This is a genomic window from Siminovitchia sp. FSL H7-0308 (genome assembly GCF_037980985.1).
Classification (GTDB): Bacteria; Bacillota; Bacilli; order Bacillales; family Bacillaceae_C; genus Siminovitchia; species Siminovitchia thermophila.
In genome coordinates, this window is record NZ_CP150282.1 from 3,513,439 (window position 1) to 3,533,882 (window position 20,444).

General features: G+C 43.5%; 20 protein-coding genes. 3 read left to right on the forward strand and 17 right to left on the reverse strand.

Translation table 11 applies throughout. The features are described 5' to 3' along the window. Positions 1-139: 139 nt before the first annotated feature. The 3 genes from MHB50_RS16610 to acpS form a co-directional block, all read right to left on the reverse strand. A complete protein-coding gene (locus tag MHB50_RS16610; protein ID WP_205179583.1) occupies positions 140-280 on the reverse strand; it encodes a hypothetical protein in 141 nt (46 codons plus the stop codon). A gap of 566 nt (positions 281-846) precedes the next feature. Then, positions 847-1,866, reverse strand: a complete 1,020-nt coding sequence (locus MHB50_RS16615) for an outer membrane lipoprotein carrier protein LolA (RefSeq protein WP_077111423.1) — start codon at positions 1,864-1,866, stop codon at positions 847-849. A 297-nt stretch (positions 1,867-2,163) separates the two neighbouring features. Continuing rightward, complete coding sequence (gene acpS / locus MHB50_RS16620) at positions 2,164-2,520, reverse strand: holo-ACP synthase (protein ID WP_077111424.1); 357 nt, start codon at positions 2,518-2,520, stop codon at positions 2,164-2,166. Between the two features lie 96 nt (positions 2,521-2,616). Here acpS and MHB50_RS16625 point away from each other — a divergent pair, with 96 nt between their 5' ends. Continuing rightward, entirely contained in the window at positions 2,617-3,219 is a 603-nt protein-coding gene (locus MHB50_RS16625) for a rhomboid family intramembrane serine protease (RefSeq protein ID WP_077111425.1), read from the forward strand. Here the strand turns inward: MHB50_RS16625 and MHB50_RS16630 are convergent. The 5 genes from MHB50_RS16630 to MHB50_RS16650 all read right to left on the reverse strand — a co-directional run bounded on the left by MHB50_RS16630 (position 3,197) and on the right by MHB50_RS16650 (position 9,461). After that, a complete protein-coding gene (locus MHB50_RS16630) occupies positions 3,197-4,654 on the reverse strand; it encodes a PH domain-containing protein (RefSeq protein ID WP_236017093.1) in 1,458 nt (485 codons plus the stop codon). The genes MHB50_RS16625 and MHB50_RS16630 overlap by 23 nt on opposite strands. After that, positions 4,644-5,126, reverse strand: a complete 483-nt coding sequence (locus MHB50_RS16635; RefSeq protein ID WP_077111426.1) for a PH domain-containing protein — start codon at positions 5,124-5,126, stop codon at positions 4,644-4,646. The genes MHB50_RS16630 and MHB50_RS16635 overlap by 11 nt, the downstream gene beginning before the upstream one ends. 233 nt (positions 5,127-5,359) lie before the next feature. Next, entirely contained in the window at positions 5,360-6,802 is a 1,443-nt protein-coding gene (locus MHB50_RS16640) for a DEAD/DEAH box helicase (protein WP_077111427.1), read from the reverse strand. Between the two features lie 163 nt (positions 6,803-6,965). Continuing rightward, complete coding sequence (murF, locus tag MHB50_RS16645; protein WP_205179581.1) at positions 6,966-8,354, reverse strand: UDP-N-acetylmuramoyl-tripeptide--D-alanyl-D-alanine ligase; 1,389 nt, start codon at positions 8,352-8,354, stop codon at positions 6,966-6,968. A 12-nt stretch (positions 8,355-8,366) separates the two neighbouring features. Beyond that, positions 8,367-9,461 (reverse strand): D-alanine--D-alanine ligase, encoded by a 1,095-nt coding sequence (locus MHB50_RS16650; protein WP_340084243.1) that lies wholly within the window; start codon positions 9,459-9,461, stop codon positions 8,367-8,369. A 258-nt stretch (positions 9,462-9,719) separates the two neighbouring features. Here MHB50_RS16650 and MHB50_RS16655 point away from each other — a divergent pair, with 258 nt between their 5' ends. Next, complete coding sequence (locus MHB50_RS16655; RefSeq protein ID WP_339164813.1) at positions 9,720-10,886, forward strand: dicarboxylate/amino acid:cation symporter; 1,167 nt, start codon at positions 9,720-9,722, stop codon at positions 10,884-10,886. 53 nt (positions 10,887-10,939) lie between these two features. On the opposite strand, the gene MHB50_RS16660 is transcribed toward MHB50_RS16655, so the two are convergent. Then, complete coding sequence (locus MHB50_RS16660) at positions 10,940-11,710, reverse strand: hypothetical protein (protein ID WP_205179579.1); 771 nt, start codon at positions 11,708-11,710, stop codon at positions 10,940-10,942. Between the two features lie 376 nt (positions 11,711-12,086). Between MHB50_RS16660 and MHB50_RS16665 the strand changes: the two genes are divergently transcribed. After that, the gene (locus MHB50_RS16665; protein ID WP_205179577.1) at positions 12,087-13,382 is read left to right on the forward strand and encodes a hemolysin family protein; all 1,296 of its coding nucleotides are present in this window, start codon (positions 12,087-12,089) and stop codon (positions 13,380-13,382) included. A gap of 582 nt (positions 13,383-13,964) precedes the next feature. Here the strand turns inward: MHB50_RS16665 and MHB50_RS16670 are convergent. The 8 genes from MHB50_RS16670 to MHB50_RS16705 form a co-directional block, all read right to left on the reverse strand. Next, on the reverse strand, positions 13,965-14,114 hold the full coding sequence (locus tag MHB50_RS16670; RefSeq protein ID WP_205179575.1) for an Lmo0850 family protein: 150 nt from the start codon (positions 14,112-14,114) through the stop codon (positions 13,965-13,967). Between the two features lie 248 nt (positions 14,115-14,362). Next, the gene (locus tag MHB50_RS16675) at positions 14,363-14,500 is read right to left on the reverse strand and encodes a CsbD family protein (protein WP_205179573.1); all 138 of its coding nucleotides are present in this window, start codon (positions 14,498-14,500) and stop codon (positions 14,363-14,365) included. A 94-nt stretch (positions 14,501-14,594) separates the two neighbouring features. Next, the gene (locus MHB50_RS16680) at positions 14,595-15,110 is read right to left on the reverse strand and encodes a hypothetical protein (RefSeq protein ID WP_077111435.1); all 516 of its coding nucleotides are present in this window, start codon (positions 15,108-15,110) and stop codon (positions 14,595-14,597) included. 135 nt (positions 15,111-15,245) lie between these two features. After that, on the reverse strand, positions 15,246-15,659 hold the full coding sequence (locus MHB50_RS16685; RefSeq protein WP_236017092.1) for a ferritin-like domain-containing protein: 414 nt from the start codon (positions 15,657-15,659) through the stop codon (positions 15,246-15,248). A 949-nt stretch (positions 15,660-16,608) separates the two neighbouring features. Further along, a complete protein-coding gene (locus MHB50_RS16690) occupies positions 16,609-16,878 on the reverse strand; it encodes a zinc ribbon domain-containing protein (protein ID WP_077111437.1) in 270 nt (89 codons plus the stop codon). 14 nt (positions 16,879-16,892) lie between these two features. Beyond that, positions 16,893-18,071: a formamidase gene (gene fmdA, locus MHB50_RS16695; protein WP_205179571.1), complete on the reverse strand. Its 1,179-nt coding sequence runs from the start codon at positions 18,069-18,071 to the stop codon at positions 16,893-16,895. Positions 18,072-18,258: 187 nt separating this feature from the next. Further along, positions 18,259-18,432, reverse strand: coding sequence for a helix-turn-helix domain-containing protein (locus MHB50_RS16700; RefSeq protein ID WP_205179568.1), 174 nt, complete (start codon positions 18,430-18,432; stop codon positions 18,259-18,261). A gap of 154 nt (positions 18,433-18,586) precedes the next feature. Further along, positions 18,587-20,362 carry a sigma-54-dependent Fis family transcriptional regulator gene (locus tag MHB50_RS16705; protein ID WP_340084247.1) on the reverse strand — a complete coding sequence of 592 codons (1,776 nt, stop codon included), beginning with the start codon at positions 20,360-20,362 and terminating at the stop codon, positions 18,587-18,589. Positions 20,363-20,444: the final 82 nt, after the last annotated feature.

Sequence of the window (20,444 nt, forward strand, 5' to 3'; positions counted from 1 at the left end):
ATAAAGGCCGTTCCATCGTGCCATCGAATCAGCCTCTGGTGAACACATTCAATTTTTGGATATCCGGACTTTCCTCATTAATCCAATGTTGGATGTCCGGCTTCCTCATCAACCCAATGTTGGATATCCGGCTTTCTCATCAACCCAATGTTGGATGTCCGGCTTTCTCATCAACCCAAAGTTGGATATCCGTTTTTCTCATCAACCCAATGAATGTAGCCAAGTTATCAAACCGTTCTATGATTGTAAAGAAACAATCACTGACACGCTGCCGTATCACCCACCACCTAACAAGCCGCGGGTCATACTTGCCAATTTCAGCGATACGCTATCAATATGATTGAAAAGCTGCTCAATCCTATGATATCAAAATATCGAGATGAAGCAGATGTGTTTGATCCAAGCCTTTTTCTATTATACCCATCATACGTTTCTCTTTTTAAATCAGCCAGAAAAAACTTTAGGATCCAAAGCGCAACATTTGCCCCCCCTTCCTCCACTCGATATTTTCCCGCATAAAAAACACCTCTTCCTACGTGCCGATCCTTTAAATGGAGGCTGGAAGAGGTAAACTTTTTCGCCATATCCGGATTTAAAACTTCAAATGAATTACACTTTCTTTTTATAGGTGGACAAAAGAGCCCGTTTTAAAGAACCACGTCGGGATTGCGAGTGGCAGACGGTTTATCCTCTATAGCCGGGACACTTACAGCGAGCCGTAAAACGGACCGACATCCTGGTCATAGCATTTTTTCATAAAACATTCCCCCCTACACATCTTACGGCAAAAAAAATCCCTTTCAGGTAGATATAACCTGAAAGGGAACAGAATATTTTTGCGGACCGTTATTTCTCTGAGTAGCCTTGAACTGAACGAGCAACACCCAATAACTCTTCCTGTGTCAAATCTTGTGACGCCAGCAAATAATCCACTCCGGCTTCGCTCCATACAATCGAATGGTCGTTCATCACGCCGACAGCAAACCCGAGATCCACCATTTCTCCGTCCATATCGACTGTTTCCATGGAAGCGGTTGGAATGACTTCCGCTTTTTCTTGAATCAGTGTAAATGATTTATTTTCACCTTCATAGGTCAATATCACACGCTTGCCCTCGTCAGTTTCGACGGATTTTTCATCGGCAAGACTCACACCCGGAATCTCGGCCATCGGATACTTCACTGTAAACTCTTTTGTGTTCAAATCGGCTAATACCGGAACTTCCAACTGTGCGCTCGTCATGTTTTTCTTCGTATCAAACGCATCATTATCAAATTTCGCGTCAAAATCGACTTTTGTGAATTCAACAGTGACGACCGGATTTTTATCCGTATCCATGACCTGCACACTAACCGGCTCCAACGTCTTTCTATGGAATGTAATTTCCTGCGATGGAAGCATTTTATTATTTTGGTAGCGTGTTTTTGTTTCAAAAATATAATGCTCTTTCGTCGATTTAAATTTCGCTTCCTGATCCTCTAGGACATCTTGGACAAGTGACTCATACAAATAAGCCTGACTGCTGTTTTTCGGCCAATCACTCTGGAAGCGATAACTTTTGTTCAAGGCAGGAGTCAATACGTAGACGCCGCTTTTATTACGAAGAATCATTTGACTCTGTTCTTTTTTGGCACTTTTCAAATGAATCCGGTAATCGCCCGGTTTATGATGCCAAACATCTATATCGTACACTTGCGGCTTACTCCCGACTTCCAGCGTCATCTTGGCCTTTGCCTTGTACCCTTTTAACTCCCCAACCTTCTTATCCAGCCCTTTTGTCACATCCTCCTTTGATTTTTCCCCACAGGCCGAAAGTACGAGCATCGCCAGCAACAATCCTGCAAATAGCCATAGCCCCTTTCTCATTCCTTCAACCCCTTCGTTGTCTCATTTACACATAAAAAGAAGAGAGGAAGCCGGAAACCCGGGATCATTGGCCATCATCCGTTTTTTCCCGCGAGCGCCCCGCACAACGTGGCAATCATTCCGGGCCCTGCCCCCTCTCTCCTGACGCATTAAAAATATATGAGACAACCGTGGACAATATGTCAAAAGAAAAGCCGCCAATTATGTGGCGGCAACGGAAAAGATTGTTTCAGGTTGAACTTTGCAGTCCGATAAGGTATCATTTGATTTTCCTATTTACGGTCCAGGAAAATGGGGTTATTGGCTATCTTCTATAATCACTTGTGCCGCGGCATACTGCTTCGTGTGCGTAATGGACACATGCGACTTCCCCATTGCAGGCTTCGCGATAAATGGCTTTCCGCTAGATTGCGACCCGATTTCAATGTCCATAAAGGATATACCCTTGCCAATTCCGGTTCCCAGCGCTTTTGCAAACGCCTCCTTTGCCGCAAACCTTCCGGCAAGGAATTCTGTTTTCCGCTTTGCGGGCAAGGTATCATATTGCATAAGTTCTTTTTGAGTTAAAATTCGCCCTGGAAACCGAGGCTGGCTCTGCCTAAGCCTCTCAATTCTGTCTAGCTCCACAAGGTCCAGACCGATTCCAGCAATCACGGCTGCACATCCCTTCTACTATTCGTCTCTGTTTAATATAATGGGAGAAGCAATATACGTTTCATTTTTTTATGAAAAATCCGAAAGGAGACACATATGTTTGTCCGTACCGAGTCTTTTAAACAGTTTAAGCAACTTTACCCGGTTGTTACCACAGTTGTCGCCATTCATTTGATCCTTTTTCTATCAATGAAGCTTCCGCTTCTTCCCAACAAGCTGATTTTCGAATCGCTCGTGGGTGTTAATATTTACATTGGCATGGGCGAGTATTGGCGGCTTGTAACCCCCATTTTTCTGCATGCAGGCTTAGCCCATGTTTTATTTAATTCTTTTTCACTTGTGCTGTTTGGCCCCGCTTTGGAGCGTGCTCTTGGAAAATGGCTGTTTGTTTTCGTCTATTTGGCCTGCGGAATTGCGGCCAATATTGCCACTTATTTGCTGAACCCTCCGTACTATACCCATCTGGGGGCGAGCGGTGCGATTTTCGGCCTGTTTGGAATCTATTTGGCTATTATTGCATTAAAAAAAGGAGCGATGCCCCCGCAAGGCAAGCAAGTGATCCTGCCAATGGCCGCGATCGGGGTCATCATGACATTTTTTCAATCAGGCATCAATATTACGGCCCACATTTCTGGCCTGATTGCCGGTTTTTTGATCGGCGCATTATTAATTCAGATCAAGCCTGTTCGCTTTTGGTAAATTCTCGATGGCTGTACCACTTATATATTTCTTGGGCAGCCTCCTGTTCTATATGGGGAATATGCCCCCTTTCAAACGCTTCTCCCGATTTTACCTTAGCTTCCACACCGGCAAGATCGGCACGATCTTGAAACCAGTTGACGCTCATGTCAAAGGCTTGAATCCGGTTCTTGTTCATGAGTACCGTGTGCTGTTCAATCGTTCGGAACCGCATCGTCAACTGCCGGCCATGGATATTCCAACCGGCTGAACGAAATTGGGCATACCCCCAGACCGCCGCTCCTCCAATCAAAATGCATGCCAGCAAGCCATACGGCCAAAAAGTGGCTGACAGTACAATGGTTGCTACGAAGGCGATAAGGACTTTAACAAATAAGTATCGCCTTAGAGATTTCTTTGGAGCGGGCTTCAAATCGGTCACAAATGAAAACTCCTGCAATACCTCTCCCAAAATATCGGGAATCTGGCTCTTTTTCACAACAGGCAAAAGGTCAATAGATGAGCTGTCCTCTTCCATGACAGTTCCTCCCGCACTCTCGATTTTCACACTCGCATATCCAAACGGCTGGCGAATCGGACTTTCCGTAATCTTCAATGCTTGAATCCGGTGCAGTGGAACAGTCGTCGTTCTTTTTTCGAGCAGCCCGCGTGTAATGATTAAATCATTTTCCACTTTTTTAACGGTAAAGTCATTGTACTTAAAGAAAGCTATTAATACGGAAATAAGCCAGGCAATGACCAAGACAACAAACACGATCGCCGATATAAACAAGACCCCGTAACGAATCAACTCCTGCATTTCATTAAATACCTTTTCATACGGGATGAAGTCTTCAAATTGGAAAATAAAAGCCAGAAAAGCGGAAATCACCACTCCGGCCCGTCCCGAGGTAGTAGCCAGAAAAAACAGTTGAGGCGTAGTGATTTTATAAACGACCTCTTCAATCACTTCTTCTTCCACATCTTCCGCATTCTTTCCCCGCTTGGCATCCGCAATGATTTTTTGCAAAGCGGCGGCCTCTTCTTTGTGAATGGCAGTCAGTTCCGCCTCCGCTTTATTGTCGCTGGAAGCCGCTGTTTCCACCTTTACTTTTACAAGCTGAAAAGGACGGTGAAAAATGCCTTCAGAAAGATCCAAGCTTTGAATCCGTTCAAAAGGGATGTATCTTTTCTTCCTTACGAACAACCCTTGGGTAATCCGTAGTTCTTGGTCTTCAAGCCAATAAGTAAAACGAAGCCATTTTATAAAGCCGGAAACGATCATCGCCACGATTAAAAGGATAAAAATAAAAAGCGGCACTTTATTCCAAAAAGAGTCATCACCTGAATTTCCAATGATAACAAATAAAATAAAGGGAATGATCAATTCTTTTAAGGCACTCATGATTTCGTAAAAAATAGTAATGGGATGGAGACGTTTTGGTTCAGACATCATCTTTTGCCACCCTTGCCAAAGCCGAAATCAAACGGCGTAATTCCTCCGCTTCCCCTACATCGACTGCCGGTATTTCATGTGTGGTCGCCGCAGTCGAAATAGAAACGGTCGCTAAATCGTATTTTTTTAAGAGCGGTCCTTGTGAGGTATCGACATGTTGAACCCTCACCATCGGAACAAGCGTCCGGTGTACAAAAATGACGCCGTGCTGCAGCTCCAATTCATGCTCATTTACCTCATACCTCCAGCGTTTCCAACGGATTGAAGGAATGATCCAAACGGCGCTGACTGTTTCTATCAAAGCCAGCAGGCCGGTTACTACAACGATCCAAACAGGCCAATCCAAGAAATAAGCCGCTACTCCCACACCAATTGCAATCGCCCATGCGATAAGCGAAAAAATGACGCCCATCATCCTCCATACTTTTAATCCGCGCTTCGATATTCGTTTTGCCGGTATAGTGATCTCCATGAAATTCTCCCCTCAGTTTGCATCAATACATACGAAATGATCGTACCATGTCATTGCCTATTTTACATCTTGCACAATAAAAATGTAGCTAATTTCCAACAAAAAAACAATCGGAAGATTCAAACCCTCCGATTGTTTATAACATATGTTGACCGCCTACGCTTTTTGAGCGTGTTCTTATATGCCGCCTCTTGCACGGACGGTTATAAGCGAGTAAATATTGCGTTTCTTACTTAATAAGATGTTCTGCGGCCGCTAGGACGGCGCTGCGGTTTCCGGTGGCCCTTGTATGATTGCTGCCCCGGCTTTCCGCGTCTGCTTCGCCCTCCGCCGCCAAAATGCTCCCTTTTAGAAGGAAGCGGACGTTCTTCCGAAATATGGACCGGCGTTTTGTCCGGTTCCTTTGTGATGACTTTGAGCGCAGCAGCAATGATTTCAACAGGATCATCATGCTCAGTCAATAAATCTTTGGCACTCGTTTTATACTCATCCAAATCGCCTTCCTGAATTGCTTCGCTCAGTCTTTCCATCGCGATGCGCTGCTGTCCTTCGAGCGCCTCATCCCAGGTTGGCGGGCGCATCGGCTGCATCCGTTTTTTCGTTGTCTGTTCGACAATACGCAAATAACCCATTTCCCGCGGGCTGACGAATGTAACAGCCATCCCTTCTTTTCCGGCCCGCCCTGTCCGGCCGATCCGGTGAACATAGCTTTCCGGATCTTGCGGGATGTCATAGTTATAAACATGCGTGACACCCGAAATATCCAGGCCCCTGGCGGCAACGTCGGTCGCGACCAGGACGTCGACTCTGCCTTCTTTAAATTTTTTCAATACGGATATGCGCTTCGCCTGGCTTAAATCACCGTGAATTCCTTCTGCTGTATAGCCTCTGACTGTCAAGGCGTTCGCCAGCTCATCCACACGGCGTTTCGTCCGGCCAAAGACGATGGCCAATTCGGGTGATTGCACGTCAAGAAGCCGGGAAAGAACGTCAAATTTTTCCCTTTCAGGCACCTTAATAAAATATTGTTCAATTAAAGGCACCGTCATCTCGCGGGCTTGAACCCGAACTGTTTCAGGCGATTTCATAAACCGTTCGGCAATCCGGCGGATCGGGTCCGGCATCGTTGCTGAAAAAAGCAACGTTTGCCTTTCATCCGGAACGGTTTTCAATATGGCTTCAATATCATCAATAAAGCCCATATTCAACATTTCATCTGCTTCATCCAAAATAAGCGTATGCACATTGTTCAGTTTGAGTGTTCTCCGGTTGATATGGTCAAGAATCCGCCCCGGAGTTCCAACGATAATATGCGGGCCTTTTTTCAATGCGCGGATTTGGCGTTGAATATCCGAGCCACCGTAAACGGCAAGGACTCTTGCACGGGAATCCATACCGATTTTATATAGCTCTTCCGATACTTGAATCGCGAGTTCACGTGTCGGAGCGATAATGATCCCTTGAACCGTCGGGTTTTTTGTATCGATTTTTTCAATAAGGGGAATACCAAATGCGGCCGTTTTTCCCGTACCTGTTTGGGCTTGGCCGATCAAATCTTTCCCTTCCTTGCTGAGAGGAATTGTTTTTGCCTGTATCGGTGTCGCTTCTTCAAAGCCCATTCTATTGACTGCTTTTAAAATAGCCGGGCTTAAATTCAAATCTGAAAACTTCGTCAAAGCTTCTCAATCTCCTTTAAAAAGTATGAGGCAAAATGCCCCACTCACTTTAAGAACCGCTGCAAAAAATTGTAAACGATGTGCTTATTCTATCATTAAAACGAGTCGATTACAATTTTTTGCGACAAAGCCTTTCAGGCATTTTACCATGATTTGTATAATGTTATTCGTCAACTTCCAGCGTCAAAGCTTCCACAACTTTTTCCATTTTCATGCCTCTAGAAGCTTTTACCGCTATGATTTCTCCTCCTGTTAGCTTCTCTTGAAGGGCGGCAGCCAGCTCGTCTTGATCTTGGAAAGAAAATACCCGCTCTTCCGGGAAGTTTTCTTCTGCCCCCTTCGCAATACTTTTCCCTAACCTTCCGTATGTATAAACATACGTTATTTTTTCGGGACTGATTTCTTCGCCTATTTCCCGATGGAATTTTTCTTCATCTTCCCCGAGTTCCAACATATCGCCCAACACGAGTATTTTCCTTCTTTTTTCATCCATTGATTCAATTAATCCAATCACCGCACGGAGTGCTGTTGGGCTAGAGTTGTAGACGTCATTTAAAATGGTGGAACCTTTCGGGCCTTTTCTCCATTCCATTCTCATCGTAGACAGTTTTACAGATTTCAAACCCTCTTTTATATCAGAAAATGGGACAGAGAATTCTCTAGCCGCATGCAGGGCAGCCATGGCGTTCATCATATTATGCTTTCCTGCTATCGGAAGAAACAATGGTTCATCTGGATAACTGGAAACGACAAAAGTGCTTCCTCTTTCTTCCATTTGTATATGTAGCGGATAAAGATCATTGTCCGGCGTTTCTCCAAACGTTTTGAGCCTTGTCTGTTTTAACCTGCTTGCTCTTTGCACAAGCAGCGGTTCATTTCCCGGATAAACGAACAGACTGTCTTCTTTCAGTCCTTCCGTAATTTCAAACTTTGCATCAGCAATGGCTTCCCTTGACCCAAGATCTAGCAAGTGAGCTTCTCCGATATTGGTAATAATCGCCACATCTGGTTTGGCAATATCCGTTAAAAGGGAAATTTCCCCTCTTCCACTCATGCCCATTTCAAGGATGGCAATCTCCGTATCTTCTCTCAAAGATAGAATCGTAAGTGGCAAACCGATATGATTATTCAAATTTCCTGCTGTTTTTTGCACACGGTATGTTTCGCCCATCACAGATGCCGCTATATCTTTTGTCGTTGTTTTTCCATTGCTGCCGGTAATACCGACGACCTTGGCAGGCAGTTCGTTCCGGTAGGCCTTGGCCAGATCCTGCAGCGCTTTTAAAACATCTTTTACCACAATCAGCGGATATCCTTCCGGGGGATGGGGAACGTCCTCTTGCCATAGGGAAGCGGCGGCTCCTTGTTCAAAAGCTTTTTCAACAAATTGGTGGCCGTCCGAATTATCGCCTTTCAAAGGAACGAAAAGGTTGCCGGGAATGATTTTTCTGGAATCAATGGAAGCTCCTTTCAACATAACATGGGCATATGGCGAAAGGTCGTTCATTACATTGATCATGGTGGAGATCTGTCCTATCGTTCTTTCGATCAACGGAATACCTCCTTAAAAAGTATGGGTAATCTTTTGTTTTTCCTCAAAACGCTCTATGCCCAAGTCAATGAGACGCTCAATCAGTTCAGCATATGGAAGACCAGTGTGTTTCCAAAGCAGCGGGAACATGCTGAACGGTGTAAATCCGGGCATTGTATTCACCTCATTGATCAGTACCTGGCCATCTTCTGTTATAAAAAAGTCAACCCGCGCCAGCCCTGAACAATCCAATTCTTTATATGCGGCAATCGCCATTTCACGGAGCTCCGCATACTGCTCTTCGGAAATATCGGCCGGAATGACAAGTTCGGTCGATCCGTCCTGATATTTTGCCTCATAATCGTAAAATGCTTTTTTAGGAACAATCTCCCCCGCAACCGAGCAGGAAACTTCATCATTTCCAAGCAGGCCAATCTCAATTTCGCGTGCCGTTACCCCCTGCTCAATGATGATTTTGCGATCATAGCGAAAGGCCTCTTCAAATGCCGCAACCAATTCTTCCCGGTTTTCACATTTGCTAATGCCGACACTCGATCCGAGATTGGCCGGTTTTACAAAACACGGATACCCAAACCGGGCTTCCACTTCATCATAAGCGGTATCGCGGTCTGCTTCCCAAGCGCTGCGAATATACGAAACATATTTTACTTGCCGCAGCCCCGCCTGTGCGAACAAATTTTTCATCGTCACTTTATCCATCCCGGCAGACGATGCAAGCACGCCATTTCCCACATATGGAATATTCAACACTTCCAGTAATCCTTGAATCGTGCCGTCCTCTCCATTCGGACCGTGCAAAAGCGGAAAAACAACATCGTAACCAGACTGAAGAGAAGATGGAATCATATCTGTAGATTTATGTGAAAGCTGATCTTCACCAGTGCTGCTCAGCCCTTCGTTAGAATTGTTATTTAAAAGCTGCAGTTGGGCAACATCTGTGATTGTGTCTGTAATTTTCGATCCTTCGGCCCATTGCCCTTGCTTGGAAACATAAATAGGATAAATATCAAACTTGTTTTTATCAAGCGCTCCGATCACCGCTTTGGCTGTTTGCAGTGAAACCTCATGCTCTGCGGATTTTCCTCCATATAATAAACACAATTTCATTGCTTCTTACATCCCCTATCTTCATGACATGTCTTTTATTTTAACATGATTTGCCGAAAAACAAATGGTTTTCATCAGCCCAGTTTAAAATATGCATTTGGGCAAGCAGACGTGCAAAGCGTTGGTGTTCAAGAAAGGATTCACCATCCATTTTTCCAAAATTTAAAACTAATCTAAATCCTCAAAAATTATGCTATAATAATGCAGACGCCACTCTCCCGTTCCCTTAAAAAAAGATTTTTATAAAGGAGGTTTATCTTGAAAAAGATTGGTTTATTGCCCAGAATTATCATCGCGATTGTCCTCGGCATTTTGATTGGTCTTGTTTCTCCCGAATGGCTTGTGCGTATATTTGCAACATTCAACGGACTCTTTGGAAACTTTCTTAACTTTATTATCCCATTATTAATCATTGGATTTATCGTTCCCGGAATTGCGTCCGTTGGAAAAGGCTCGGGAAAACTGCTGGGGTTTACGGCTGGGATTGCTTATCTTTCCACCATTGGAGCCGGACTGCTCGCCTTTCTTACAGCTAAAATACTATATCCCAACTTGTTGAACAATCAATCTGTCAAAGAGTTCACCAACCCGGAGGAAGCACTGGCATCACCCATGTTCACCGTTGAAATGGCACCAGTGATGGGAGTCATGTCGGCATTGCTATTCTCATTTGTAATCGGAATCGGTATTGCCGCTCTCAAACTCGAAACCATGTTAAAGTTCTCCGAGGATTTTCGATCCATCATTCAATTAACGATTGAAAAGGTCATTATCCCATTACTACCTGTCCATATATTCGGCATCTTCGCCAATATGACGCATGCAGGACAAGTTGGAGCTATTTTAAGCGTCTTTATAAAAGTATTTATCATGATTATCCTGCTTCACCTAACGTACCTAATGATTCAATACACGGTTGCGGGCACGACAAGCAGGCAAAATCCGTTTTCGATGTTAAAAACGATGGTCCCCGCCTACTTTACAGCCCTGGGAACACAATCATCAGCAGCAACGATTCCGGTGACATTAAAACAAGGCAAAAAAATTGTAAAACGAGAGCGCATTGCTGATTTCGCCATTCCACTGTGTGCTACGATCCACCTGTCGGGAAGCACGATCACCATTGTCAGTTGTGCCATGGCTGTCATGTTTATGCAGGGTCATACCTACACATTAGCATCTTTAATGCCGTTCATTTTGATGCTTGGAATCACAATGGTTGCCGCTCCCGGCGTTCCAGGCGGAGCCGTGATGGCAGCGGTTGGCCTGCTGGAATCAATGCTTGGATTCGGACCGGCAATGACCGCCTTGATGATCGCCCTTTACATCACGCAAGACAGTTTTGGAACTGCGTGTAATGTTACAGGGGATGGAGCTATCGCAGTGCTCCTTGACAGTACGGTAGACAAAAAAGCAACGGCTTAAAGCCGTGTAAAAGAGGAAAAATGGGCGGAGAAATGCGACTTCCCGCCCATTTTTTAATAGATGATCGCCTGCCATTCACTGTTTCTTCGGTCAAGGACAAGCCTTCCCGCAGGTGCTCTCCTGCTTCGAACCTCAAATTCCTCCACCATTTCATCCATGTCCTGAAAGTCACCCATCACCCAAATCGGAATAACGGCTCTTTGCCTGTCAACGGTGACTTTTTCAAGGGAAAAAGCGAGCCCTTCACACATAAAGTCAGTATATACTTGTAACACTTCCAACGGGACCGGAGGAATGGATCGGCTCCGCAATCTTCCAAAAAATGAACGCTCTCTTTTCGGACTGACCTTGGTGGACAACACACCCCCAAGCATGCCGTAAAAGTGCTCCCAGTGTTTATAATAGGTTCTATTGAAGAAGCCGTCTTCCTGGGTAAGATAGGCATACTGGTTTCCAAGAATTCGATAAAATGGCGGCCTGAGCGGAGCTTTCATATGGCTTAAATACAAAAGCTCCGCCAATGATTGGCTTTCCATTTCATTTAAATCATCCTCATCCGTAAAATCAATCCAGCAAAAATCACCATATCGATCGACATGATCATTCATCAGTTGCTGAATGCTATCTTCCGATGCGTAATGAAGAAGTGTATGCATATTAAAATATCCGTCCTCAAATTTATGCTTCAATAGCAAAAGATTCGCAGGCTTAAATGGAATGCTGTCCATAAACTCTGGAAACTCAATCCCATATGACAATACATACTTGTGCGTATAGTTCATATGTACGTATATTACATTTTTACCGCCAGAATGATTTCTCAACGATACATCCTCCACATCAGATTAACGATGAACCTATTGGTATATCTATATAATAGCAAAAATAACTTGTTGTAGTATTACATATTTACTACAAATTTCACCAATTCAAAAACCAATAGTTTACAGGCGTTCCATTTGGGGACATGTCAACATTGAATACGTGTATATCAATTAAATGGAAATGGGGCGTTTTTTATCACAAACAACTTCTTCCAGGAAACAAATTCCTTTTTGTGGAAAATAACTAAAAAATCTGCCGGAATCATGATAAGAATCTCCATTTAGAGGGTAAAGTAGGGATACAACGAACAGACTTTTCCAATAGGAGGTGAAGTCCCATCCGGATGAAAAAAGAATCCGGTAGTGGGATGCTCCATTGCTTGTTATCAACATTTTACTCGTCATCTTACTCATTGGTTTAACAGCATTTTTCGTAGCATCAGAGTTTGCCATCGTAAAAGTCAGGAGTTCACGCCTCGATCAATTGATGGCGGAAGGAAATAAAAAGGCGGCTATAGCCAAGCGCCTTGTGGCAAATTTAGACGGTTATTTATCAGCAACCCAGCTGGGCATTACCGTAACTGCCCTTGGACTTGGTTGGCTTGGAGAGCCAACGGTTCAAGTCATCGTAACACCTATCTTTGAGAGCCTGAATATACCTGAGCCATTGTCAGGAGTCCTTTCTTTTGTCATTGCCTTCAGCCTGGTCACATTTCTCCATGTCGTAATCGGAGAACTCGCTCCAAAAACATTTGCCATCCACAAGGCAGAAGAAATTACTCTTGCGGTGGCGATACCGCTTATCTGGTTTTATAAAATCATGTTTCCCTTCATTTGGCTGTTGAATGGAGCGGCACGCCTAATAGTGGGGTTATTTGGAGTCAAGCCCGCTTCGGAAGGAGATATTGCCCATTCCGAAGAAGAACTCAGGATTATTTTATCGGACAGTTTAAAAAGCGGGGAAATCAATCAGTCGGAATATCAGTATGTGAATCGGATTTTTGAATTCGATAACCGGGTAGCAAAAGAAATCATGGTTCCAAGAACAGAGATCTTGACAATTGATAAATCAGCCACTGTTAGTGAAATGATGAAAATCATTAAGAAGCAGCGTTTTACCCGCTATCCTGTTATTGACGGAGATAAAGACAACATAATTGGGGTCGTCAACATCAAAGAATTTCTAACCGACTGCATGGAAGACAATTGCACTGACAACCAGCCGATTTTACCATATGTAAAGCCGGCCATCCGTGTCATTGAGACAATCCCGATCCAACAGCTCCTTGTTAAAATGCAAAAAGAACGAAACCATATAGCTGTTTTATTTGATGAGTACGGAGGAACCGCAGGCATTGTGACGGTTGAAGATATACTAGAAGAGATTGTTGGAGAAATCAGAGATGAATTTGATGAAGATGAAATGCCATACATTCGCAAACAGGGGGAAAAACATTACCTGCTTGATGCCAAAGTTTTAATAGAAGAAGTGAACGATCTTTTGGCGACCCATATCGAATGTGAAGATATTGACACCATTGGCGGTTGGCTTTTAACACAAAAATACGATTTGCAGGAAGGGGATGTAATCGAAGCTGAAGGATATCAATTTCATGTAAAATCCATGGACGCCAAACATATTCATGTGATTGAGGTAACTCCTTCTGGATGACCATTTTATTACCCAGGAAATGATGCATTTCGACAAAATGATTATATAATCTTAATGTGGAAAGCTCCAAAAAACGCATGAATAAGGGGCTGGGACAAACCCTGTAAAATGAAATAAACCGCATGGAATCAAGTTTAAAACCTTGATTTCACGCGGTTTTATTCTCACGATCTTTACGAATATGAATCAGCTTTTAATTTATGTCTCGGCCCCTATTGTGTTAAAAAATCCCTATCATCGCTACATCAACATATTTCGCTTTCCGCAGGTCTCTTCAGCTTCCTCGGAAAGCAAAGGGTCGCTTTCCTGAGGGATCTTCAGCTCGAACTATTCCCGCAGGAGTCTACCTATTTTGACTACGCTAAAAGCTTACGCATTATACACTGGGACAATTTATCCCGCTTGTAAGGTGCCGCAAGACTTCCACTTCAAAATCTTGAGTGAATACAAGAGAAAACGGCACCTAAATGCCCGATTGGTTCAACTAACATTCAGTAGGAGCCCTACTGAATGAAGTTTCACTTTATTGTTCGTTTTTTCATCAGCTGATTTTGTTGTGTCCCAGTCTCTACTACTCTATATCTAAAATTGGCATTCAGTATAACCTGGCATTGTCTCGATTTCAGCAAAGACTTCCATTAGTTCAAGCCTTGACTTCGTCTTTGAAATGTTCACTCCCATCTCCATAAGACTATTGATCATTTGTTCCAATTGCTCATGATCTCTTTGCAAAAAGACCACCTCATTTAGAATTTCCACTAATGACATTTTACCTTAAATTTTATGTAGTGTGTATCGCTTACAAAATAATTCACAAAATTTCTATCAAATGTTAAAAGTTTTCTTTATATATCCCCTATTTTTTATCGAATAAACCTGTTTTTTTGAAAAAGGGCTATTCCATCAATATGCTGGAATAGCCCTCCCTTTTATTCGCTTGGGTTCATATCCGAAAAGCGGTCTTTTGCTTCTTCATATTTTTACTTTGCTTCTCCTTTTGCCTTGTCCCATTTTCCTTCCGCCTGAAGCCGCTTGTTATCCGTCGCTTCACCAAAAGTATCTTTCGCTTCGCCTTTCACTTTATCCCAAGTTCCTTCTATTTTTCTATTCTTGCTCATAAGGTTTCCTCCTTTTAAAAAAGAATTATATTTTATACGTACCCGCTGTAAAAAACGCAAAACCAAATAGAGCAAACGAATCCGTTTGCTCTATTTACGGAGATATTTTCTTTTCCGAGAAGGTCATGAATGAACGAAAAAACGCAATGGCTCTTCTTTTCTTTTTATTTCGGCTTGCTTCTAAACGTTCAAGCAAAAGCTGGTCACGTTCTCGATCCTTTATTTTTTCGGCCAGTTTTTCTACTTTCATTGTCAGCTTTTCATTAATATTTGCCAGTTCGGCTTGTTTTTCTTCTAAATAATGGATTTTTTCCGTCAACTTTCCAATTGTGATTTCTTTTTCTGCACTAGGGAGAACCTGCTCACCCCGGCTGGCCACCTGTGCTGCTGTAGCTTCTGCCGCCTGCTCCACTGTCCAGCCTTCCTTGGAAATGCTGTCGATCATTTCTTTTATGTTATCCAAATCCTTTTTCCGAAAAATCCGTCCGTTATTTGCTCCACGTTGAAAACCGTAACCCTTTGACTCCAGAATGACTGCATAATTTCTGAGGGTGCTGACCCCAATTCCCAATGCCTTGGCTGCCTCGGAAGTAAATACTTCTTTTTCCACAACAGACCCTCCCCGATTTTCACTTGTACTAATACATATTCTTCATTCGGAAAGATTGTCCTCTCTCTAATAATGTAGATTGGAAGGAAGTTTTGTCACGCCCTTTTTCAAAAAAAGACAAGGAGAGCACTTTTTTTACATAAGAGTCAACAGCGATAAAAACCAAACTGCATGGTTCTGCTCATCTGCGGCGGCCCTTCGAAACACATGCCTCATATATGGGTGGTTTGCCCGATCCGCGACATGAAGATAAAAATCAACGGTGTCTTGTTCATTTTCAAAAGCGAACCTTAATCCCTCACGATATCGATCCGGACATGGTTCGCTTATCTCTGGTACTGGTTGACGTTTGATAAGGAACATATACAGTGCAGAAAACTCATGAAAATGCCGAATTTCATCTTCCCGAATCTCCGTTATGATCTTTTTTTCTTTCTTTGTCGGTGCCATCTCGATCAGTTTCGTATAACACTGTATGGCGCTGTACTCCCCATTGACAGCTCTTGCAACCTCCTTCAAAAGTCCTTGGTCGACCGTAAAACTTTTCAACGGCTATCTTCCTCTCTTTTTTTCTGTTGTATCATATGCCGTCGCTGTACCAAGGTGCTTGCCCTAAGCACAAGGAGCTATATGCGCCAACATTTTGCCGCTATCTACAAGTAAGCAAGAAACATCAGCCACTATTCTTCTTTTTGCTGAATGAGGAATTTGTTAGGAGCGCCAAGGTGGCAGAGCTGATAACAGTCCCAAAATGAAATACAGGCATCCGTTTCGATCCTTCATGGAACAATACACAAGGCGTCAGAGCTCGTTTGTGAAATGTTAATGGGCGCTTTTTAGTATAAAGATCAATGAATGAAAATAAGTTGAAGCAGATCAGTTTTTCTGATAAAGCTTTTTAGAAGACAATAGTTGCACCATTATAATAACGATGCTTCGTTATAAATAGTGAAGGGAGACGGTGGAAGGCGTTAATAAATTTATGAGGTTGAGAAACATACAATCCAAAGGACATATCCAGAACATTAAATTTTCAAATTTTAAACATCATTATTACTCACTTTGATTTTATGCTAGTGGAGTCAAAGGAGAGTGTCCATGTCGGCCTTTGAACGCTCTCCTCTTGCATTTAAAACTTTGACATCATCTTCTGATCCTTACTTATGATGATGGAACTGGTTCCAGTAAAAAACAGCTGATTGCTTTATCATTCTTATTCTCACCCTGAAAGAGTAAATTCAATTCTATGGCATGTACATTCTGCCCGCATACTCTCTCATTTTTTCTCCCAGAGTGCTATTTTGAATACCAGATATCTTACTTCAACCAAAAGACATTTGCATGAGAATAATGATTTTTAGGAGTTCAAGCCGTTTAACACTTTATGTAGCAAGCGACGGTTCCCGCCATAAACAGATAGGAGCGATGGTCACTACATTCCAACGCTCCTCTGGACTACCTTGTTTGGCCACGGTGAAAATACCCGATCATCCCATTATCAAACCTGCCAAGGGCGATTGATGGATGGCGTCCTTTTTCTTGGGATGCTCGGGCCAAGTTCTTTGCGACTCATCCGCCTTGGTTCCATGCCATTTTCAATTCTCGTTTTCAAAACTTGCGGCATGGAATACAAGTTTGGCGGTAAAAATACCCGTTTTGCCAGCATTCCGCATTCCGGACATCCGGCACTCCCCCGGTTCCCCTCCATGTTCCGAAAAACCAATGTAAACTCCCCGCAATCATTGCAACGAAATGTATAGCTTGGCAAAATATTTCCTCCTGTTATTTCGGCATGATGTCTTTTTCAAATATTTGCGTTGGTAGCGCAACCGTACAACAAGCGTTCGGAATATCGACAATGCCGGCGACATGGCCTTCAACCGGTGCCGAACTGAGCAGCATGTATGCCTGCTCACCTGTATATCCAAGTGTTTTTAAGTAGTCAATCGCGTTTAGGCATGCCCTCCGATAAGCGATGTTGGCATCCAAATAGTGTTGTTTTCCATCTTTTTCATCAACAGAAACGCCTTCAAAGACGAGAAAGTCGGTGTAAAGAGGATCGACAGGCCCCGGTTTGAAAACAGGGTTGTTTTTAATCATATATTTTTCCATTCCACCTTTGATGACATCGACCTTCAGGTCGATCCATCCCGACATTTCAATTCCGCCGCAGAATGTAATTTCCCCGTCCCCTTGCGAGAAATGGAGGTCTCCCACCGACAACTTTGCTCCGTCCACAAACACCGGGAAGAAAATTCTGGATCCTTTCGACAAGTTTTTGATATCACAGTTTCCGCCGTTTTCCCTTGGAGGCACGGTCCGTGCACCTTCCTTGGCTACCCGGTCAAAATCGGCACCTTTGAGTGTTCCTAAAACGGCGCTTTCAGGTGTTGGCAAATTGGCAAGCGGCGGCTCCCGATCGGGATTTGTTGCCTTTAATGCTTCCTCTCTCCTGTTCCACTCGTTCAGCAGTTCCAGCGATGGCGCCACTCCGATGAGACCCGGATGAATGATTCCTGCAAACTTAACCCCAGGCACATGGCGTGAAGTTGTATAAATCCCTTCGAAATCCCAAATGGATTTTTGCGCTTCCGGAAAATGGTCGACGAGAAAGCTGCCACCGTTTTCTTTTGCAAAAATCCCATTAAATCCCCATTCATATTCCTGAAAAGCGCCTATATCCAAAATATCAACGACCAACAAATCTCCCGGCTTTGCCCCATTTACGTAAACTGGCCCGCTCAACACATGAACGCGTTCCAGATTTACGTCCCTTACATCGTTAGGACTGTCATTATTTTGAATTTGACCATCCGTCCACTCCTTGCACTCCATCCGAAATGCCGTTCCCGGATTGACCGAAAAAGCGGCCGGGATATCAGGGTGCCACCGATTATGTCCCGGGTGAGCCTGTCCCTCCATTGGTTTGCTAAGGTCCAGCTTAAACATTGTCTTGGGCATGCTTACTTTCCTCCCTACATGATTTTTCAACATCTTTGAGAAAAAATTGTGCAAATACATTATATTATAAAGTTTCAAAAAATTATATTGTTTTCAAAAACACTTCCCCATGACGATAACCCGGGACCGCTTAAACTTCTTCTGCTCGACTATGACACTTCGTAAAAAAATGGGGATATAAAATCAATCATTGCCTATCGACGAAACCCATACCTTTCAACTGCCTGTATAAAGTGCTTCCCGCTATTCCCAAGTGTTTTGCGGCCAAGCTGTAATCGCCGTTGCAAAGCTGGATGGAGCGAATCAGCGCCTGTTTTTTAATCTGTTCCTTTAATGGGACCTCCCCATTATACTGGGGCATCAGTCTTCCAAATAAAGTAAAACTTCATTCAGTAGGCGTTTTCTTCCATCTCCTACTGAATGTTAGTTGAACCAATCGGGCATTTAGATGCCGTTTCTCCCACTTGGACATTTTGTATTCACTCAAGATTTTAATGTGGGAGTCTTACGGCACCTTATATGCGGGATAAATCTACCGGCAACACTTCCATGCCAAGCTCACATCCGCTCATTCTGACCAAGGCCATCTCCAATATATGTTGGAGCTCACGAATATTGCCGGGCCACTCGTATAGCTGAAGCGTATCGTAAAATGAAGGAGATACCTTGATAAAAGGCTTGCCCCATCTCTCTGCCCATTTTTCAATAAAATGGGCGGCCAGTAATGGAATATCTTCCCTTATTTCCCGGAGAGGCGGAAGATGAATCGGGATGACGTTCAGATGGAAAAATAGATCTTCCCGAAAATTCCCTTTCTCTACTTCCTCATGCAAATTTTTATTTGTCGCTGCGATAATTCGAACATCGATTGGAATCATCTTATGGCCGCCAATCCGGACAACTTCTTTTTCTTGTAAAATCCTTAGCAGAACCACTTGCATTTCCAAAGACATTTCACCAATTTCATTTAAAAAAGCCGTTCCCCCGTCCGCAAGTTCGAACTTTCCCGAACTGCCGACTCTCCGTGTACCCGTAAAAGCGCCATCCTCATAGCCGAAAAGCTCACTGCCGAGCAAATCACGTGGAACGCCGCCGCAATTGATCACAATAAATGGTTTATGTTTTCGCTTGCTTTCGTTATGGATCGACTGCGCAAAAATGTCTTTGCCTGTCCCACTTTCGCCAATGAGCAGCACGTTGGAATCAGAACGGGCGGCCTTTTTGCCTTCCAGCTTACTTTTCCGGATGATTTTGCTTTTACCAACAATATCTCGAAATGTCACTTTCTCCTGGCTGCCTGAAAGCGGATCGATGAATGGCCTTGCTCTTTGAATTTCTTTTATCGTTAATAATTTCCCGATTTTTTGACTATGTTGAAAGATCGTTTTGGAGGTAAGCAACACATGAGTCTGTTTTAGATTGTTTAACAATTTTAGTTTTATTTCTTGATGCAGGTCATTTGGAATAGCTGGCAAATCATAGAAGATGCGATTTATAAAAATGTCCGTAACATGCTTTCCGAGCAATTCATGTTCTTTCTTTTGGATGATCCGCTGCAACACTCGATTCGTCTTGATAATTTTCCCATATGTATCAATGATGATCATTCCCTCAGCAAACGTATCCGTCGTGACTTCCAAAAGACGGTTCTTCACTTCGTTGCCTCTTGATTTTTCTAACATTTGTAATTGCTTCTCGATGGCCTCTGCAGAAGGAACAACCAAACCAAGCGTGTGGGGATGAGCTTTCCCTCCCAGCCCCGACATATTCAAAACGCCAACCATATTTCCCGCAGAATTGCGGATCGGAGCTGCGGAACACGTCCATGGATGGCTTGCTTGTATATAATGTTCGAACTCCCAAATTTGTGTAGGTTTTCCTCTTGCGATACAAGTGCCAATCCCGTTGGCCCCCTTTGCCTCTTCGCTCCATAACGCCCCTTCCAGAAATTGAACTTTCTCGGCCAATCGTAACGGCTCCTTATCACCCAGCATTTTGATAAGACGGCCATGTTCGTCACACAGAATAACAAGAAAACCCGAGCCTTTGACAATGGAAAAAAGATGTTCCATAAGCGGGAGAGAAGTGCTGATAAATTCCTTTTTCTTCAACTGCAGACTTTTCAATTCACTAGGCGACATCACATTTGTTCCCCTATGGATATACGGATCCACACCGTAAGCTTTTGAACGCAGCCATGCCTCCCGTACCTCTTTTTTGACAGCTCTATGGAGCTGTCCATGCCAAACAAAGTCCTCCCAAAGCTCCTGCATCAACTTTCTTTTTATCAAATAGATCACCTCAAAGATATCTTATTTTCATTATAGATTGATCTTTAAGAAAATTGAAACTTCTTTTTATGGCCAAAAAGAA

What these genes read in the sequence shown, in the direction of transcription:
- MHB50_RS16615 (WP_077111423.1), bottom strand. Translation starts at nt 1,866, where the DNA reads ATGAGAAAGGGGCTATGGCTATTTGCAGGATTGTTGCTGGCGATGCTC.
- MHB50_RS16625 (WP_077111425.1), top strand. Translation starts at nt 2,617, where the DNA reads ATGTTTGTCCGTACCGAGTCTTTTAAACAGTTTAAGCAACTTTACCCG.
- MHB50_RS16630 (WP_236017093.1), bottom strand. Translation starts at nt 4,654, where the DNA reads ATGATGTCTGAACCAAAACGTCTCCATCCCATTACTATTTTTTACGAA.
- MHB50_RS16635 (WP_077111426.1), bottom strand. Translation starts at nt 5,126, where the DNA reads ATGGAGATCACTATACCGGCAAAACGAATATCGAAGCGCGGATTAAAA.
- MHB50_RS16650 (WP_340084243.1), bottom strand. Translation starts at nt 9,461, where the DNA reads ATGAAATTGTGTTTATTATATGGAGGAAAATCCGCAGAGCATGAGGTT.
- MHB50_RS16675 (WP_205179573.1), bottom strand. Translation starts at nt 14,500, where the DNA reads ATGAGCAAGAATAGAAAAATAGAAGGAACTTGGGATAAAGTGAAAGGC.
- fmdA (WP_205179571.1), bottom strand. Translation starts at nt 18,071, where the DNA reads ATGCCCAAGACAATGTTTAAGCTGGACCTTAGCAAACCAATGGAGGGA.
- MHB50_RS16700 (WP_205179568.1), bottom strand. Translation starts at nt 18,432, where the DNA reads ATGCCCCAGTATAATGGGGAGGTCCCATTAAAGGAACAGATTAAAAAA.